Genomic DNA, 14,321 nt, shown 5'->3' with positions numbered 1-14,321 from the left:
AAAAAGGACATTATTCGAAGCTTCCTGCCCTGGGTTTTACACAAAATTTAGATGTAACAGGAAACGTAACGATCGCGCCATATAAGGCCAGGGACCGGTTACCAGCTAATTCATATTCGACGGAAGAAAGGTCCATATCAAACATACCGGGGGCTTTCCCGGAAATTATATCGACATAGATTTGTGAAACAAAGTCATCGGCTATGGCCTCGCAGTTGTCCCAAACATCGTGAATACGATTGTAGTCCTTAGTGTCCGGGACATAATCCAATATCATTAGAGTAATTCCGCGTTTCTTGGATGTATTGCCGACCTCTCCGGAAAGGTTCGCAGAATAGCGGTCCAGGCAAACGACCGGGAAACCGACTGTTTGTTTGATACTGTTATCCAGTTCGTCCGTGTCCAAGCGGATGAAGTGGGAAACGTTGTCATTCAAGTGCTTAATCTCTTTATGTTTCTTAGACAGGCTTTCGAGATATTTTATAAAGTCTGAAAATCGGTTATTTAGGTTCATTTAGATAGTCTTTCATTCTTCGGTTAATAATGCGAAATGCATCCATACAAGGCATATTTTTATAGAACTCTGTATCAGGTATCTGTTCACCAACAAAAGCGTCGAAGATATCCAGCCATTTTTGTTGCCGTTTCGGGGAACTGCTGCCATTCTCTTCATTGGATGAAAACATATAGGGGTAAGCCTCAGAAAGCCATTTCTTTTGCATCATGTAATTTAACAAAACAGCTTCATAAACGACGTTATCAATTTTGATCTTTTCCAGGCTGGCGGTGCGTGTCTCGATATTTAAGTCGGTAAAAGCTTCGTTCTTTTTCAGATAAAGAGCGGCAATGAAGCTGTACAAATGCTGTTCATTTTCTGATTTAAGATATTGTGTGTACATCGTATCGGCAAACATGAACTGCATAAATGAAATACCTTTGAATTTCAGACTGTCACAAAATAGATCTGTTCCCGGTAGCCTGGTAATAAAAAAGCGATCGGCAGACTTTGAAAAGTCGCTGAATGTTTCCATACATTCAATAAGTTTGTACGTCCAGAACTTTTTCAATGAGATAACCAACGACATGAAAACAGAAAGGTTATACATGATCGCAATCAGCCGGCCTTCCCGGATTTGACCGTTCATATACCGAACTAATGACAGATATTGTTTTTCTGTCAGATCGGCCATTGTTCCGGGAATTTCACGTACAATTTTTATCGGAATGCCTAAAAAGCGAATGACGAATTTTATCTCTTTCATACTCCCCAAAAAATTTTAAGGTTATCATTATCGACGTTGAATGTGTTACTGGCCTTGCCTTTGAAGTATTCGGGGAAATTGTCCTGAATGCAACGGTCGGCCAAAGACAGGTAAGTTTCGGCATCAGCTTCAAATTGCTTTGCCCTTGTTTCAGTTTCTTCCTTAGTCGCTATAATATTTGTTTCGTCATTGCCCGACATTCCGGCAAGAACGGAAGAAAAATACAGGCCTTTATCTGTCAACATTCCGGCCTGACGTACCAGGCGGGCGGCTGCATAGAGGATAACAACCGGTTGAATGCAGTTTAATAAACTCTGAAAGGTTGTTCCTTCTACTTCCTTCTTTTCCATCTTTTCTTTTAGGGCGGACAGCATTTTTTCACCGATCAACCCGGGCAGGCGTGTTTTTTCTATGAAGGAAATATGCGGTTCCAATCTGAGAAAAATAAGCCGACTTCGTTCGATTGGTAAATATTTTTGTACGGTATCGGCTCCGGGAACAATCGCCGTGCTACGGGAAAGCCATGCCGGAGATTTTTTATATTCCGGAAAAGAAGAACCTTCGAGATATAGTAGCATATCATCCAGCGCATTAAACCCTTTTGTTTTGTAGTTTTCTCTTAACTGGCGCTCCTGGTATTTATACAGACCTTTGTAGTCTCCTGTTTCAGCCTTTTGGATGCCACTACCGGACAGGATAACGGTTAATTCGTAAAAGTTATACCATACAGCCAGGTTCGCGTTCGCACGTTGTGCAAGGTAAATGACCGGATTACATTTATCCGGTGTATCTTCGTTATACTCCTTAATAAGTCTTTGGGTCATATCTTCCCCCAGGACCGGCCGGATAAACAGGTCGAAGGCTTCGCGTAATATAGGTTCAAAAGAGTTAAAATCAACAGCGGCCGAACTTTTCATAACGTGCTGGAACTCGCGGCCCTTGTCCCATTTATCTAAACTAAATACCATCAGCTTAATACTTTTTTTGTGCCGGCGCCAGTGTCCAGCGTGGTTAATATAGTGTTCCGGTAACGTAAGGAAATATTCTTGACTCCATTGAAGCGCAGATAACATTCGAGCGGGTCAAGTATGTTTTGACGATCAATCCAAGCGTTGGCAATGTTTACCAGAAAGGCTTCTCGAATATTACTTCCTCCCTGATTGCCGGCATATGCTCCCCCCGGCATACCGGCACCTAAAACGTTCGGGTTAATCATTAGGGAAAACAGAATTTCAGAGTTTGCAGCAGCAGAAGTAACCAGCTTTTCGGCGTCTTTACTTTTATTATCCAAAGGTGTTATCTTCCATTCTTCTTCGATGCGGCCATTACTTTCATTAACGCCATACATCGTGATAAGTGGTTTTTCTGCATTTTCTTTACCGCACAGATTGTTTTCTACACTCTGCATATACTGTGTTATGGCAGCTTTACGTTGGTCACTACCTTCCGGATATTCGGCATAAGGAAATTTCTTTTCCCAAAAGGCATAGGGTATCTGTATGTGCCATTTTAGCGTTACTTGGTTTTCATAGGCTTTTAGAAGAAATTTAGGAACAGAATGCGCTATATCAATCCATCCGGCCTGTTGTGCTGCCCACCATACTGGGCAACTGTAATGATCGTTGTTGCTCCAGCTATCCCGGACGGCATAAACAAAGCTCTGGCCTTTTATCTTCCCTTCACTTGATAACAGGGAAAGATCCCATTCCGGGTCGTACTCGGAAAGTAAACGGAATTTATCAAATACGGAAGGTGCATCCGGAAATTTACCGGAGACGATACAATACTGTTCCGTGCCTTTCATTTCAGTAACACGGCAATATAAAGAGTTTAGCGGATTGATACCGGCAAAAGTATTCCCGGTAACGGATGGCATTAACTGTACGAACCCGATACCGAATTTAAGGTAATCGCGTAAGATTTTTTCCATATACCGCCGTACCAGACGACTGGAAAGAAATGCTTGAATGCCGATATTGTCAATCGGTTTTAGAACTTCATTTCCTGCGTCGTCGATACCTTCCACGGTGCAGGGGAAAATTCCCTGGCCGATGGTTAGGTTTCGCAAGAATTTAAGGCCGGTATTCAGCACTCCGGTACGAGTAATTATTTCATCTGCTTTTTGTGGAAAATCGTTATTCTCTCCCCAGGAAACAAGCCGGAAATTGCCAACGTTCATTTTGTCGATATCAGCTTTTTCTGTCGTTAAAACTTCTTTTCTTTTGACCGTTTGCGGGACGCCGGTTGTATTACCCAGTGCACGACCGTAAGGACCTGACATATCGAGAACAAGAGGGTCGCCTTTATGGTTAAATTCTATGTTCATAATACCACTGTCATGTTATTAAATTCAATGATCCGGTCTATACTGACCGGATAGGGGTGCCCTTCCGGATTACCGGATGCGCAACAGGGTTGTACACCTCTCATACGGTTTTGGTAGTTATCCATTTTCCCGGCACCGCATGAAATTGCGGTTGGAAAAAAACGGATTATTCCACTTTTATCGCAAAACTTGACAGAAAAAATATGCGGTTTCCCGTTGGGAAGTTCCCGTACAGAAAGCAGTTTTAACATCAGATTTCTTTTAATTGTTTCCATATTAGTTAAATGTTTCGTCAAAGGTGTAGTCAAATATACCTTTTTCACGGTTGTATTTGTAAATGGTTAGGTTTCTTGCTGAATAGGTATAAGTAAATTCGGCTGTCGGTAGTTTTGATCGGAAGTTGTGCAGTGATACGTTTTCCCCGCTAATAATAACGGGAATAGCAATATTATCCTGTAAAACCATCAGAGAAGAGGAAGAAAGAAGGGATATAACGGCTTCTTTCTGATCTGCATCCAGTGTGCCGGTGTTGACTGTGAAACTTCTTAGGGTTGTTTGTTTAGAGATAAAGGCACGCCCGGCCAGAACTCCGGTTTCCCTTTCCGCCTGTATTTCATCTTTTCGGATTCCACGGCACACAAACGATTCTATACCACCAAAATCATTTTGGTATATGAAGACTGTCGGCGCGAAAGACATCGGTTTATCCAGCCAGTACCGGACTGCCCTGTCTTGATGGCCGCTGATATATACGTCCCAATATATGGGGGTATCGGTCGAAAGTAATTTCGATAGAATAACAGAGGCAGAAACATCGACGGTGTTGTAAGCGTCTGAAGTGGAAAAGGTGTATAAGTCTACGATCTTATTGGCCATTCTGTTACCGGCTTTATAGGTTATATCACAAAGCACCGATAAACTGGTAGAAGATACGAAAGACAGGAATTCTTTAGCATCCGGCAATGTGTGTTTTATCTGCGATCTGGTTAGTGGCATAGATCGAAACATTTCCGGTGCCAGTCGGTCGCCGCCGACGTATGAGCGGCAAAAATAAACGGCTACAGTTTTGGAAACTGTTTCCCCTGCGGATGTGAATGAAATAATAGCATTCATAGCAAACCGTCTGATATCGTATGTGGCATCATAGAAGTATTTTTCAAGCAGATCGCCTATACCTCTAAGCGTTGCCATACCGTCCGTATCGAAATGATAAATTTCGTTTTCCAGGATAGCGAAACCACCCATATTGATAGAAACCAGCAGCTTTTCTTTTGCTTTTCCTCGAACCGTAATATTCGGGAATTGGTTTGTAAATGCGTATGTTGGTGTAATAACAGACAAAGCCATAACTTAAAATTTCCCGCAAGATAGTAGCAGGTTTTGCGGTAGAAAAGGACAGAAATCGAAGGGGCTTTTTTGCCCCGCTCGCCCCATCAGTGAAGCCAAAGCGAAACGGGAAACCCGCCGCGAAGCGGCGCGCGCCCAAAACAGGCCATCCCTACCCATCGCGGGCAAGTAGGCCAATCCGACATATAAAGTCATTATTTAGGCAACAAAACGCCTAAATTTGAATTGCTTTGTATGGTGTTCATTGATTTGAACAGGTTCAACAGTTGTAATTTCTTCGGTTTGTACTTCTTCTTTAAGTTCAACAATAAACGGAATGCGTGGATAAATCGTAAAAGTAACAGCCCATTCTTTATAAATTTCCATGGAAAGACTATTCATCCAGGCAATACGGCATTTTAAACCATTCAGGCACATATTAATGAGAGTCATTTTGCAACATGTTTCTGACAGGTCACCTCCGTAAAATGTTACATCTCTGTTCTTTTCGGCAGCAGCAAGAAAAAGTCTTCCACTGCCACAACAGGGGTCATATACATTTTTCCCTTCGATCGGATTGATTTTGGTCATTAATTTACAGATAGACGGGGGAGTAAAAAACTGGCCTAATTTTTCGTTATAGAAATATTTTTCAAAATATTCTCCTAAAATGTCTTTTAGTCCCGCTCCGTTGTTGTCCATTTCAATCACCAGTGCGGCAAATGCTTCTTTTAGGATATCAAGATCATCACGACCGTATGACTTTATTGTCTTAAAGTATAGTTCTTCTTGTTTCCCCATTGACAGACAACAAACGGCAATAGTCAGGAAGTCATTAAAAACCCTACTCCGCCCATATCGGGCGGAGAGGCTATCTATATAATTGGCAAATTTATCCACGTTTCGGCAGTGTTAAATCGAATGTATCAATCAGATTATCAACAACTTTATTTTTTCTACTAAACAAAGAAACGATATTTGTTTCTGTGTCTTTAGTTATAACGATTCTGTTTTCTGTAACTTCTACATGAACATAATCACCAATATTAAATCCGTAATCTTTCAGATATTCGCCTTTTAAGTTAATTCCTGCAGTGTAGTTATTCTGAGTAGGTAAACCGCATACTTTTAATAATTTAGTTAGCATTGCCCCCCCCTTTCTCTGCTTTTTCGACTTGCAAATTAGAAAACAAATAGGCTATCGGGAAAAATTCGTACGCTGTTTCTTCGGTAGGCTCTGTATTTTTTTCGGTTGCTTCGCCTGGCTTTGTTACATTTTTTTTCTTAGACCAAAGGATAAAAGCCTTTGAACCCTTTTTGATATTATAACCGCTTGCTTTCCATTGTGCAAACGTTTTAAACTCTGTCGCTCCACTTTCCTGTCTATACCATTCAGCAATAATATCATTAATCCGTATTGAAGACCAATATAAAAGTTGTTGCTCTGTTTCTGCTTTACTTAGTTGTTCTTCTCTGTATGCACGTGCTTTTACTGATAATTCGATTAATGCGGCTCTACGCACATCTATTTGTTTATTTAAATTAGATTTCATAACTTTGTCGGACTTTTAAAAGAGTATAAAAAATTGATTTTTAGCCCCCTGCATAGCTGTTACTATGTAGGGGGATTTTTTTAGGTTTATGCGCTAATAAGATCACGCATCTGTTTTTCAACTTCATCGATAGCCGTCGAAAATTCTTCTTTCCAGATATCAATCACTTTTTTAATACATTTCGGATTGCAACTTTCAAAACTTAAACCTTTAGCATCTGCAAGCTGTAGTTGCGCATTGTCATTATCATGAGAAATAGCGAAAAGGTCTAAACTTTTACGTTTTCCGGTCAATTCCTCATATTTAAGTGTCAAAAGGTGTAATTTCTCCGCTTTCTCCATAATAGCGGAAATAGAAACAGCTTTTTTATCATTTTTTTGTGTTGCACCAGGTAATTCAGGAGAAGGCAATAACGAAGTTTGTTTTGTTACTTCATCAGTTACTTTATTATCCGGTTTTGAAACTGTTAAAACTGCATTTGCAGCCGGAACGGCTACGGGCTGTGCGCTTACCGCGCTTCTTGCTTTTGAATTCATAATGTTACTTTTAAAAGATTAATAAAATAAGGGGGATTGCTGTTACAACCTTTTTCCCTTTTGATTACAATACAAATATACTATTTTTTAATGTGTTGTTCAATAGGTGATTATCTCTATTTGTACCTCAAGATAGCACCCTTATACATTTCATTTGACGACGGGTAAACACGAACCCTGTCAGGAATTAAAAGTTTTTTTCTGTCTATAGACAGAAAAAATGAAAGATCGTACCGCTGGCGGCCTTAGGGAAGGTCGTTTTTTGTATTTCAATTCCGTACTGTTAAAAAAAACAAACGGAATTGATTAGTAGTGTCTTATCGGTCGAAAATAACCGGCGGTAGCCGGTTATGAAGAGCGAACCCCGAGCCGTGCCCTATCGCGGAGCGCGGCCGGATGCGCACCCTTTTGCGGAAATATGCCTCGGAACCGCTCCCCGGGGCAGTCCTAAAACGATGTTCGACCGCGTTTTTCGTGCTTCAGGCACGAACGCAGTCAGAAGCGCATCAACTATAACAGCGGGTCTACGAAGCCATAAGAGCGGCGTAGTAGGTGATTGTATTTAATCCAGATACGTTTATCAACAGCATCCCCGAAGTGTGTCGCTTCTTCAGGCAGTACAGATTTACGGCGTTCACTGGTTTTGTCCTTTTTGAACTTCCCGTCGCTGCCTTCGATCACACGGGTATTATTCATAGAAATGAGGGTATATTTACATTTGCTGCCATTAAAGCGAACAGGAGTGTATCTGTTATCTGTTTCTTTGAGAACATAGGCCCACAATAAGTATTTGTCGTGTTGGGGTGGCTCCATGCCCTTATGTGTTTTCTGTTCCACGGTCCAACCACGGGAAATCAACCTGTCGATAGTTTGTTCATTGTAAGTCTTTTTGTTATCCGGACGTTTGGCATCACCGTATTTGTCACGATAGAATATAAGCCGTTTACAGGCATGGTATTCGTAGTAATCGCAGAACTTATCGACTATGGCGTTTATCATTACGTCTGATTCTTCCTGTGGTTTTACAAAGAACTCATTTATTATATTGTCCGTCTTTCTTAGCAGCTTGGTTACAAAATCGAAGTTGCGCTGTTGGGCGACAGAGAACACCGCAATTTTACTACCCCAATCAACCGACAGTTCAAGCGGCTGGCGCGGATCGCAATCCAGATCGGCACGGCTATCAAGGTTTGACAGCTTTTTCCAATCGAAATTTTCATTATCGGCAACACCACGGATATAATCGTCATTGGTTGCATTATAGTAGATATGACGTTCATCAATTGAGTAGTAGCAATCATCGACTTTATCCAGGAACAGATTCATAATTTCGACCATGAAGGTCATTAAGTCCATTGTCCTGTATTGAGTCATAATATAGGACATTCCCAGGTTCTTGATATTGTCGAATGCATTTCCAACCGAAAACAGAACGTTATCCTTTGAAACAAAAGGTGCAATTTTTTTCCGGATAGTAACGGTTTCCTGCCATATATCACGAAATAACCGGCTGTCTTTTTGTTCGGTAGCTTCTATCAGTTGCATTTGTAGTTTAACTATCCGGTTCCAGGTATCAAACAGCCGGATTCCGGCTTCTTCTTCATAGTATTTTGCAAACTCTATTAGCCAACGTTGTTCAGATGTATAGGGCATGGAAGACGTAAACAAAAGGCCGTGGTGTTTAAGTAGCGGTTTCTTTGACAGCCGACCGAATACATCTTCATTACCTCTGTTTGTGGGGGCTACTTCGGCATCGAACTTTTCTTTATCAAGTGTCAAGGCCTCGTCCGTTATATTGTAGTCAGCGTTTGGACCGCGGCTGTTTGTGTCCTGGGAAAGCAGAACAGCCGCATGTCCGTTAATGAAGCTGATGGCATTATCATACGAAAGAATTTTTTCGTAAGGAGTAAGGAAACCGGCCGGCGGCTTTTGGCAGACAACATAATCACCGGTTTTAGTTTTAGGATTATAGCGTTTCAGTCCGAATTTTTCCAGCAATTTGAATGTAGAAGGTAACGTCTTAGTAAGGGCCTGGCCGTATGTGCGCTGCGTGATCGTCGTAATGCCTCGCGGCATAATTTTGATATTATCGTATAGCTCATATCCGTTTTGAAAGCTCTTTCCGGATGCACGACCGGCGACGTGTACCTTTACTTTAGCGGGTAAAAGTATTGCATTGAACTGGAAAGGATTAACGGAAATTTCTTCGTCCCATTCGTTCATAGGTCAAGGGTTTAGGAGTTCATTATATCGGTAGCTTCGTTTTCGTCTATCTCTTGATAAGCGGCCTCTGTCAGTTGTTGTAATTCTGTTTTATTCAGCTTCGAAATTACATCGATCGGCACATTATAGTTATTGAGCTGGATATAGACGTTTGTTTTTTCTGCGCGGTGGGGGTCTTCGTCCTGGACAGGCTTTTCACCGATCACCGTTTTAAGGACCTTATGAGCATTCACCCATTCTTTGTGCTTGCCTTGTAATTTACATTCACGAATAAGTTCTAACAGGTCTTTTATTTGCCAGGTCTGCCAAAAATCAAAGTCAAATTCGTTGTTCATCTTAAACAACTCCGTAGCCATTCTGATATCCTGATATGCCGTGTTTCGGCCAATTCTATATTTTGCCTGTAACTTAGCGACGATCTGCGACCGGTCCGGGTGTCGGTCAAGTAAGCGGGATGCCTGTAAAACCCGATCGAGTTGTATTTGGAGAGCTGGCGATAATGGCGAGTTCTCCGGATCGAGAATATGCGCCATTATTTCTTCATATTTTTGATCTTCCAGTTTCTTTATATTAGCCATGTAACAGTTCTCTTTGTATATTGGTTATACACTTCAATAGTTCGATTTGGGCAGGATTGCTGCCGTTTCTTGCGGCTTTTATTGTGTCTGTGCGCAATTCTCCCAACTGGCGGAGATAGCCTTTATAAAAGGCTTTATGAACGTCGGTTCCGGGAGTGCCGATTTCTTCGATAAATTCGTCGGCTTCTTCGGATTCGAGTGCTAAAGCGATTTCAAACGGGGAAAAAAGCTGGTAGGCCATTTCCTCAATATTTTTAAGTTGTTCCGCGTTGAAATACATCGTTAAGGGTTTTAAAGTCAAAATCAAAAACTTGTGGGTCTGTGTAGATAATACCCCTTTCTACTTTGGGGTTGTCGGTTGCATTCTGACTACTGATAAGGGTTACTTTCCAGGCGTCGTTATAAATACAGGCTACTTTTGCATGAATGGAAATGCAACGATAATCGAAGTTTCGTACAATCATATCAAACGGCTTTGGTGATATCGTCCGGACGCGGTTGTCTATAATCAGGCGAAAGTCCTGTATTGCTCCCTGTTCTTTTCTCCGGATAATACCTTCAATGGTTTTAGGAGATATACCATAAGAGGACATTAGAATACTGGCCGGACCAGTCGTTTTCAGAATATGGAAAATAAGGCGCATACTGTTGAAATTACCAAAACTGTAAAAGTGCTTTGTTTCTCCTTGCTTTAGTTGGCCTATACTCTTGTCTAAAATACCGGCTACAAAAGTATCTTTAGCATCACAGGAAAGGCCGGAAACGGCAGGAGAAGGCCTTTGCAGGGCTTCTTCTGCCGCCTGACTAACCTGGCCTAAATCGATAGGGATAGCGGAATATAACATTAGGACAATTCAACGATTTTGTAACCGATTTTTTCAATGAAGGCAGTCAGTGTTTCGACCTTCTTTTCGTATTTGGCCCGTTTGGGGCCTTCGGGCATAGGATTAGGTTCATCGGCTTTCGTTACCTGCTGATAGTCCAGCATATTACGGGCACGGATAAGTTTCGTGTTTACATTCTTTTTCAGTTTTTTTAAATCGTCTACTGTCGCATTTTCTGGGATGGTATCATCTTCTTCGTCGTCACCATCAGTGGAAGTGTCCGCTTTTTGAACCTCGAAAATATCTTCGCTTGGGACTTCTTTGTCTTTTTCGAACTTGGTTTTGATAGTCCAAAGGAAATCCATACGCAGGGAAATGCTTTCGATCGTCTCGAATAAATCCTTTCTTTCTGCAACTTGTGTAGGTTCGTTTCCTTCGATGGCTGTAGCCTTGCTTTGAAGCTGGCGACGTTCTCCCATTAGAGCATAAAACTCGTGGATAACCCGGCGGATGATATCCGGATATCCCTGTTTATCACAAAGAGTCTTTATTTCTTCTTCTGTCTTTGCTTCCGGTTCAGGTTTAACCTCCTGTTCCGGTTTTTCATCATTAGCAGCCATTTCCGGTTTTGACCATAATCGGATAAATTCGTACATCAGTGTTGCTAGCTTCGCGTTTGCAAAGGCGTTCTCTTCGCCTCGTTTAGCGACATTAGCCACGGCAACGGGTTTATAGCCAGATTCTTGTAAAATTGCCAATCCTTGTTTAAATGGGCGTTTCTTGTCGTCAATCCATTTGATAGCCTTACTGCGGCATGATAGATAATCTTGGTTCATTCAATTAAAGTGTTAGTTAATAAATCAATCGGAACAAACGTACTGCGTTTTTTGCCGCGTATAAAGGACAAACAAAAGGCGATACAACGGGTATTGTATCGCCTTTAAAGGTTTGGTTAAAAGTAAGGTGGTTTATTCTGCGGGTACAGTTTGTAACAAAGAGTCAAAGTCACCGTCATAAACGCGTGGATTGTTTACTGGATAGATGAATTTCATGCTGCCACTGCGAAGGTCGGTTCTTGCTGTACCTGTAGTTGCTCCGTCTCCTTTGTCTCTCATGGCGCCGGTATCTTCGTCTCCCATCAGATATTTTTGTCCGTTGGAGTCCATTACCACAAATCCCATTTTAGCGTTCTTGGTAGCTCCCATTAATCCGAGCATTTCGGGGGTGATACCATTCTGGAAAATGTTAAGTTCGTATTGGTGGGACATACCACCCATTTCGCCTTGTTCGGTAATGGCAAAACTACCTTTGTTTTGTGGTAGGATGATAAGAGCAGCTTTTTTTCCAGGCTTTAAAACCAAATCACCTTCCAGTGTACCGGCGGCTGCCAAATCTACTGGTGATGTTGGTGCTTTCGGCCAGGATTTAGCATCATCATGGTAGAAGGCGGCAACCTTTACGATTCCGCCCGTGTTGTCTGAACAACCTAAGTCGGAATCAATATCTTGCAATTGTATACAAGTCTTATTCATAAGTTAATTTTTAAAGATTAGACATTTTCTGCAACGGGGGTCAAAGGCTGATCGTTGATACACAGTTCTGATGGGTGAATAGAAACAAACTGGCAACCGAATACATATTTCATGGCAGCAGTGAACAGGTAAGGATTACCGCTTGAAAATGCTTTCATTCCGGTAAGATCACTTTCCTTATCATAACCGTAGACCATGTTTTCTTTTGTAGTAAGCAATGCGAATTGTGAGCCTTCCGGGAACGCATTAGTACGGATGATCTGCACACGTTTGTTTGTTTTTTTGAGATACTGGATTTCTGATTCATCAGTACCTGGTAACTGGATTGTTTCGCTTTCCAACCAATCATCGTAATCGTCTCCCAAATCTTCAGATAAGAAAAAGATTGCTTTCTTTTTACGGAATGTTTTAGGCATTGCACGCCACATATCTAGCAGTTTTTGGCCTATATTTGTGGCATCCATTGCACCGGTGGCAAACATATTCTTTTTATCAAGAGAAATGTTACCAGCAGTTTTTTCTGTTTCTAAAATTGAACCCCAAGCGTCGAAAGAATTTTCCAGCTCTTTTTTTTCTGGATCACTGTCATACTTTGCAGTGAACAGTCCGTTGTGCAGGTCTTCGGATGCGATGTTAATACCGTGCTGAATAAGCCATACTTCGAACGGGTGTTTATTGGGGTCCAATCCACCTTTAACTTCAGTAATCCATGAACGACGATAACGCTCCGGTTCGTCTGCCATTTCAGCAACGACTGGGTAGACAGTCAAAGTACGTGGTACAATTTTCCCCAGATTGTTAGTGCCTAAGAAAACGCCGGAATATTTTTTCGAGATTGTACCGCCTTCAACTTTACCTAAAGTGATTGAATTGGTAATACCCGGCATAGGGGTACAATGTTTCAGAACGTCGCCAGCTTGTAAGCGGTCAACGGAAACCATTACATTTTTGTGTTTTACAACTGCGCCATTTACGGCAGAAATGTCAATAGGCTTTGTTAAATCCATAGTGGGTTAGTTTTGTTTAAAGAAATTGTTGATTTCATCAGGAATATAGTCCTGGGTTGTTTCGTGGGTATCTGTACCTAATTGGTTGGAAGGCTGAACGCCTGGGCGCTTATTCAACAGATTTTCTACGGCCGTCAGTTTTTCATCTTCGGTTTTGGCATCTTTGACGGTTGCGTCCAGTGCGTTCAGTTTATCCAGAACAGCCGAATGTAGGGTTTTGGCTTGCTCTGCCTCTTGCATCGCAGTATTGAAAGCTACCAACTGTTCAATAGTTAAGGTAACAGCATTATTTTGAACGTCGAAACCTTCGATATTCAGAACTTGGTTTAAGTGGGTAAATTGTTTGTCCATTGTTGGTTTATTTATAGGGTCTTGTGTGCGAACGCTTTCTAAATTGACGTCGTTCTTTGGATTTCGGGAAAGAAATGATCTAACACTTTTGGCGATATCTTCGATAAATTCTTTACTGAAATTTTTAGGGCTTGGCTCTGTTTCCTCTTCTCCGATACAGTCTTCCGGAAGTGGCGTTCCGTTACTGGCGAAAAGGGCAGCAACGCAATTGGAAACTTTCTGTTTCTTTTTGCATTTGGATTGAATGATTTCATCGACAAATCCGGCGTCTAAGGCTTCCTGCGGAGTAAGCCAGCGGGCATCTTTCATCATGGTAAGAACATCGGCAACGGCTTTTCCTGACTTTTCCGAATAGCATTTAGCCAATTGCAAAGTAGTTGCAGAAGCTAATTCCTTTTGTGTTTTCAGGTCTTCGATAGCTTGGTCGATTTGATCTTCGTTCATCTGTCCCCAATTATCAACCCAAACGGATGTTTTGTGTATCATGTATAAAGCATCCGAATTGATTGTTGATTTTTTGGCGTAAAGTCCCAGGAGAGTAGCGGCAGAAGCGTTGAAAGCGACATATTCGACAGTGACGTTTCCATGTTCAGCGATCTGATTACCGATAGCCAGGGCTTCGTTAACATCGCCACCGTATGAATTTACAGAAACAGTTATAGGGCCTTCTTCGCAGTCCTTCAACTGCCAGCGGAAGTAATTAGAACCATAACCCCAACGGTCGATAGTTCCGTTAATTTCAATGCGATTTTTGGGCATATCTATTTTTTTTGGCAAGTGTAGGCATGAAAAAAGCGCTGCAA

General features: G+C 41.7%; 18 protein-coding genes. All 18 read right to left on the bottom strand.

Annotation, left to right across the window (positions count from 1 at the left end):
- Positions 1-10 precede the first annotated feature (10 nt).
- Positions 11-514 (bottom strand): hypothetical protein, encoded by a 504-nt coding sequence (locus CTY47_RS03235; protein ID WP_099463396.1) that lies wholly within the window; start codon positions 512-514, stop codon positions 11-13.
- Positions 501-1,262, bottom strand: a complete 762-nt coding sequence (locus CTY47_RS03230; protein ID WP_099463395.1) for a hypothetical protein — start codon at positions 1,260-1,262, stop codon at positions 501-503. Before CTY47_RS03230 ends, CTY47_RS03235 begins: the two co-directional genes overlap by 14 nt.
- Positions 1,259-2,230, bottom strand: coding sequence for a DUF6712 family protein (locus CTY47_RS03225; protein ID WP_099463394.1), 972 nt, complete (start codon positions 2,228-2,230; stop codon positions 1,259-1,261). Before CTY47_RS03225 ends, CTY47_RS03230 begins: the two co-directional genes overlap by 4 nt.
- Positions 2,230-3,588, bottom strand: coding sequence for a hypothetical protein (locus tag CTY47_RS03220; protein WP_099463393.1), 1,359 nt, complete (start codon positions 3,586-3,588; stop codon positions 2,230-2,232). Before CTY47_RS03220 ends, CTY47_RS03225 begins: the two co-directional genes overlap by 1 nt.
- Positions 3,585-3,863 (bottom strand): hypothetical protein, encoded by a 279-nt coding sequence (locus CTY47_RS03215; protein WP_099463392.1) that lies wholly within the window; start codon positions 3,861-3,863, stop codon positions 3,585-3,587. The genes CTY47_RS03220 and CTY47_RS03215 overlap by 4 nt, the downstream gene beginning before the upstream one ends.
- Before the next feature lies 1 nt (position 3,864).
- The gene (locus tag CTY47_RS03210) at positions 3,865-4,935 is read right to left on the bottom strand and encodes a hypothetical protein (RefSeq protein ID WP_099463391.1); all 1,071 of its coding nucleotides are present in this window, start codon (positions 4,933-4,935) and stop codon (positions 3,865-3,867) included.
- A gap of 198 nt (positions 4,936-5,133) precedes the next feature.
- The gene (locus CTY47_RS03205) at positions 5,134-5,814 is read right to left on the bottom strand and encodes an N-6 DNA methylase (protein ID WP_143813327.1); all 681 of its coding nucleotides are present in this window, start codon (positions 5,812-5,814) and stop codon (positions 5,134-5,136) included.
- On the bottom strand, positions 5,807-6,061 hold the full coding sequence (locus tag CTY47_RS03200; RefSeq protein ID WP_099463389.1) for a SymE family type I addiction module toxin: 255 nt from the start codon (positions 6,059-6,061) through the stop codon (positions 5,807-5,809). Before CTY47_RS03200 ends, CTY47_RS03205 begins: the two co-directional genes overlap by 8 nt.
- Positions 6,051-6,467, bottom strand: coding sequence for an ArdC-like ssDNA-binding domain-containing protein (locus tag CTY47_RS03195; protein WP_099463388.1), 417 nt, complete (start codon positions 6,465-6,467; stop codon positions 6,051-6,053). Before CTY47_RS03195 ends, CTY47_RS03200 begins: the two co-directional genes overlap by 11 nt.
- 86 nt (positions 6,468-6,553) lie before the next feature.
- Positions 6,554-7,003, bottom strand: a complete 450-nt coding sequence (locus CTY47_RS03190; protein ID WP_099463387.1) for a hypothetical protein — start codon at positions 7,001-7,003, stop codon at positions 6,554-6,556.
- 510 nt (positions 7,004-7,513) lie between these two features.
- The gene (locus CTY47_RS03185; RefSeq protein ID WP_099463386.1) at positions 7,514-9,226 is read right to left on the bottom strand and encodes a hypothetical protein; all 1,713 of its coding nucleotides are present in this window, start codon (positions 9,224-9,226) and stop codon (positions 7,514-7,516) included.
- An 11-nt stretch (positions 9,227-9,237) separates the two neighbouring features.
- Positions 9,238-9,804 carry a hypothetical protein gene (locus CTY47_RS03180; protein ID WP_099463385.1) on the bottom strand — a complete coding sequence of 189 codons (567 nt, stop codon included), beginning with the start codon at positions 9,802-9,804 and terminating at the stop codon, positions 9,238-9,240.
- A complete protein-coding gene (locus CTY47_RS03175; protein ID WP_233202081.1) occupies positions 9,797-10,045 on the bottom strand; it encodes a hypothetical protein in 249 nt (82 codons plus the stop codon). The genes CTY47_RS03180 and CTY47_RS03175 overlap by 8 nt, the downstream gene beginning before the upstream one ends.
- Before the next feature lie 13 nt (positions 10,046-10,058).
- On the bottom strand, positions 10,059-10,649 hold the full coding sequence (locus CTY47_RS03170) for a hypothetical protein (RefSeq protein WP_099463383.1): 591 nt from the start codon (positions 10,647-10,649) through the stop codon (positions 10,059-10,061).
- A complete protein-coding gene (locus CTY47_RS03165) occupies positions 10,649-11,464 on the bottom strand; it encodes a hypothetical protein (protein ID WP_099463382.1) in 816 nt (271 codons plus the stop codon). Before CTY47_RS03165 ends, CTY47_RS03170 begins: the two co-directional genes overlap by 1 nt.
- Before the next feature lie 132 nt (positions 11,465-11,596).
- Positions 11,597-12,160: a hypothetical protein gene (locus tag CTY47_RS03160; protein WP_099463381.1), complete on the bottom strand. Its 564-nt coding sequence runs from the start codon at positions 12,158-12,160 to the stop codon at positions 11,597-11,599.
- Positions 12,161-12,177: 17 nt separating this feature from the next.
- Positions 12,178-13,167 (bottom strand): hypothetical protein, encoded by a 990-nt coding sequence (locus CTY47_RS03155; protein WP_099463380.1) that lies wholly within the window; start codon positions 13,165-13,167, stop codon positions 12,178-12,180.
- Between the two features lie 6 nt (positions 13,168-13,173).
- The gene (locus CTY47_RS03150) at positions 13,174-14,277 is read right to left on the bottom strand and encodes a Clp protease ClpP (RefSeq protein ID WP_143813326.1); all 1,104 of its coding nucleotides are present in this window, start codon (positions 14,275-14,277) and stop codon (positions 13,174-13,176) included.
- Between the last annotated feature and the right edge of the window lie 44 nt (positions 14,278-14,321).

The organism is Parabacteroides provencensis (assembly GCF_900232875.1).
In the GTDB taxonomy this organism is placed as follows: domain Bacteria; phylum Bacteroidota; class Bacteroidia; order Bacteroidales; family Tannerellaceae; genus Parabacteroides; species Parabacteroides chinchillae.
The sequence above is the reverse complement of the archived record's forward strand: the minus strand, read 5'-3'. Positions and strand labels throughout refer to the sequence as shown.

Coding starts and splice junctions, on each gene's coding strand:
- CTY47_RS03210 (WP_099463391.1), bottom strand. CDS start 4,935: ATGGCTTTGTCTGTTATTACACCAACATACGCATTTACAAACCAATTC.
- CTY47_RS03190 (WP_099463387.1), bottom strand. CDS start 7,003: ATGAATTCAAAAGCAAGAAGCGCGGTAAGCGCACAGCCCGTAGCCGTT.
- CTY47_RS03225 (WP_099463394.1), bottom strand. CDS start 2,230: ATGGTATTTAGTTTAGATAAATGGGACAAGGGCCGCGAGTTCCAGCAC.
- CTY47_RS03235 (WP_099463396.1), bottom strand. CDS start 514: ATGAACCTAAATAACCGATTTTCAGACTTTATAAAATATCTCGAAAGC.
- CTY47_RS03195 (WP_099463388.1), bottom strand. CDS start 6,467: ATGAAATCTAATTTAAATAAACAAATAGATGTGCGTAGAGCCGCATTA.
- CTY47_RS03170 (WP_099463383.1), bottom strand. CDS start 10,649: ATGTTATATTCCGCTATCCCTATCGATTTAGGCCAGGTTAGTCAGGCG.
- CTY47_RS03165 (WP_099463382.1), bottom strand. CDS start 11,464: ATGAACCAAGATTATCTATCATGCCGCAGTAAGGCTATCAAATGGATT.
- CTY47_RS03230 (WP_099463395.1), bottom strand. CDS start 1,262: ATGAAAGAGATAAAATTCGTCATTCGCTTTTTAGGCATTCCGATAAAA.
- CTY47_RS03175 (WP_233202081.1), bottom strand. CDS start 10,045: ATGGCCTACCAGCTTTTTTCCCCGTTTGAAATCGCTTTAGCACTCGAA.
- CTY47_RS03200 (WP_099463389.1), bottom strand. CDS start 6,061: ATGCTAACTAAATTATTAAAAGTATGCGGTTTACCTACTCAGAATAAC.
- CTY47_RS03185 (WP_099463386.1), bottom strand. CDS start 9,226: ATGAACGAATGGGACGAAGAAATTTCCGTTAATCCTTTCCAGTTCAAT.
- CTY47_RS03155 (WP_099463380.1), bottom strand. CDS start 13,167: ATGGATTTAACAAAGCCTATTGACATTTCTGCCGTAAATGGCGCAGTT.
- CTY47_RS03180 (WP_099463385.1), bottom strand. CDS start 9,804: ATGGCTAATATAAAGAAACTGGAAGATCAAAAATATGAAGAAATAATG.
- CTY47_RS03215 (WP_099463392.1), bottom strand. CDS start 3,863: ATGGAAACAATTAAAAGAAATCTGATGTTAAAACTGCTTTCTGTACGG.
- CTY47_RS03160 (WP_099463381.1), bottom strand. CDS start 12,160: ATGAATAAGACTTGTATACAATTGCAAGATATTGATTCCGACTTAGGT.
- CTY47_RS03220 (WP_099463393.1), bottom strand. CDS start 3,588: ATGAACATAGAATTTAACCATAAAGGCGACCCTCTTGTTCTCGATATG.
- CTY47_RS03150 (WP_143813326.1), bottom strand. CDS start 14,277: ATGCCCAAAAATCGCATTGAAATTAACGGAACTATCGACCGTTGGGGT.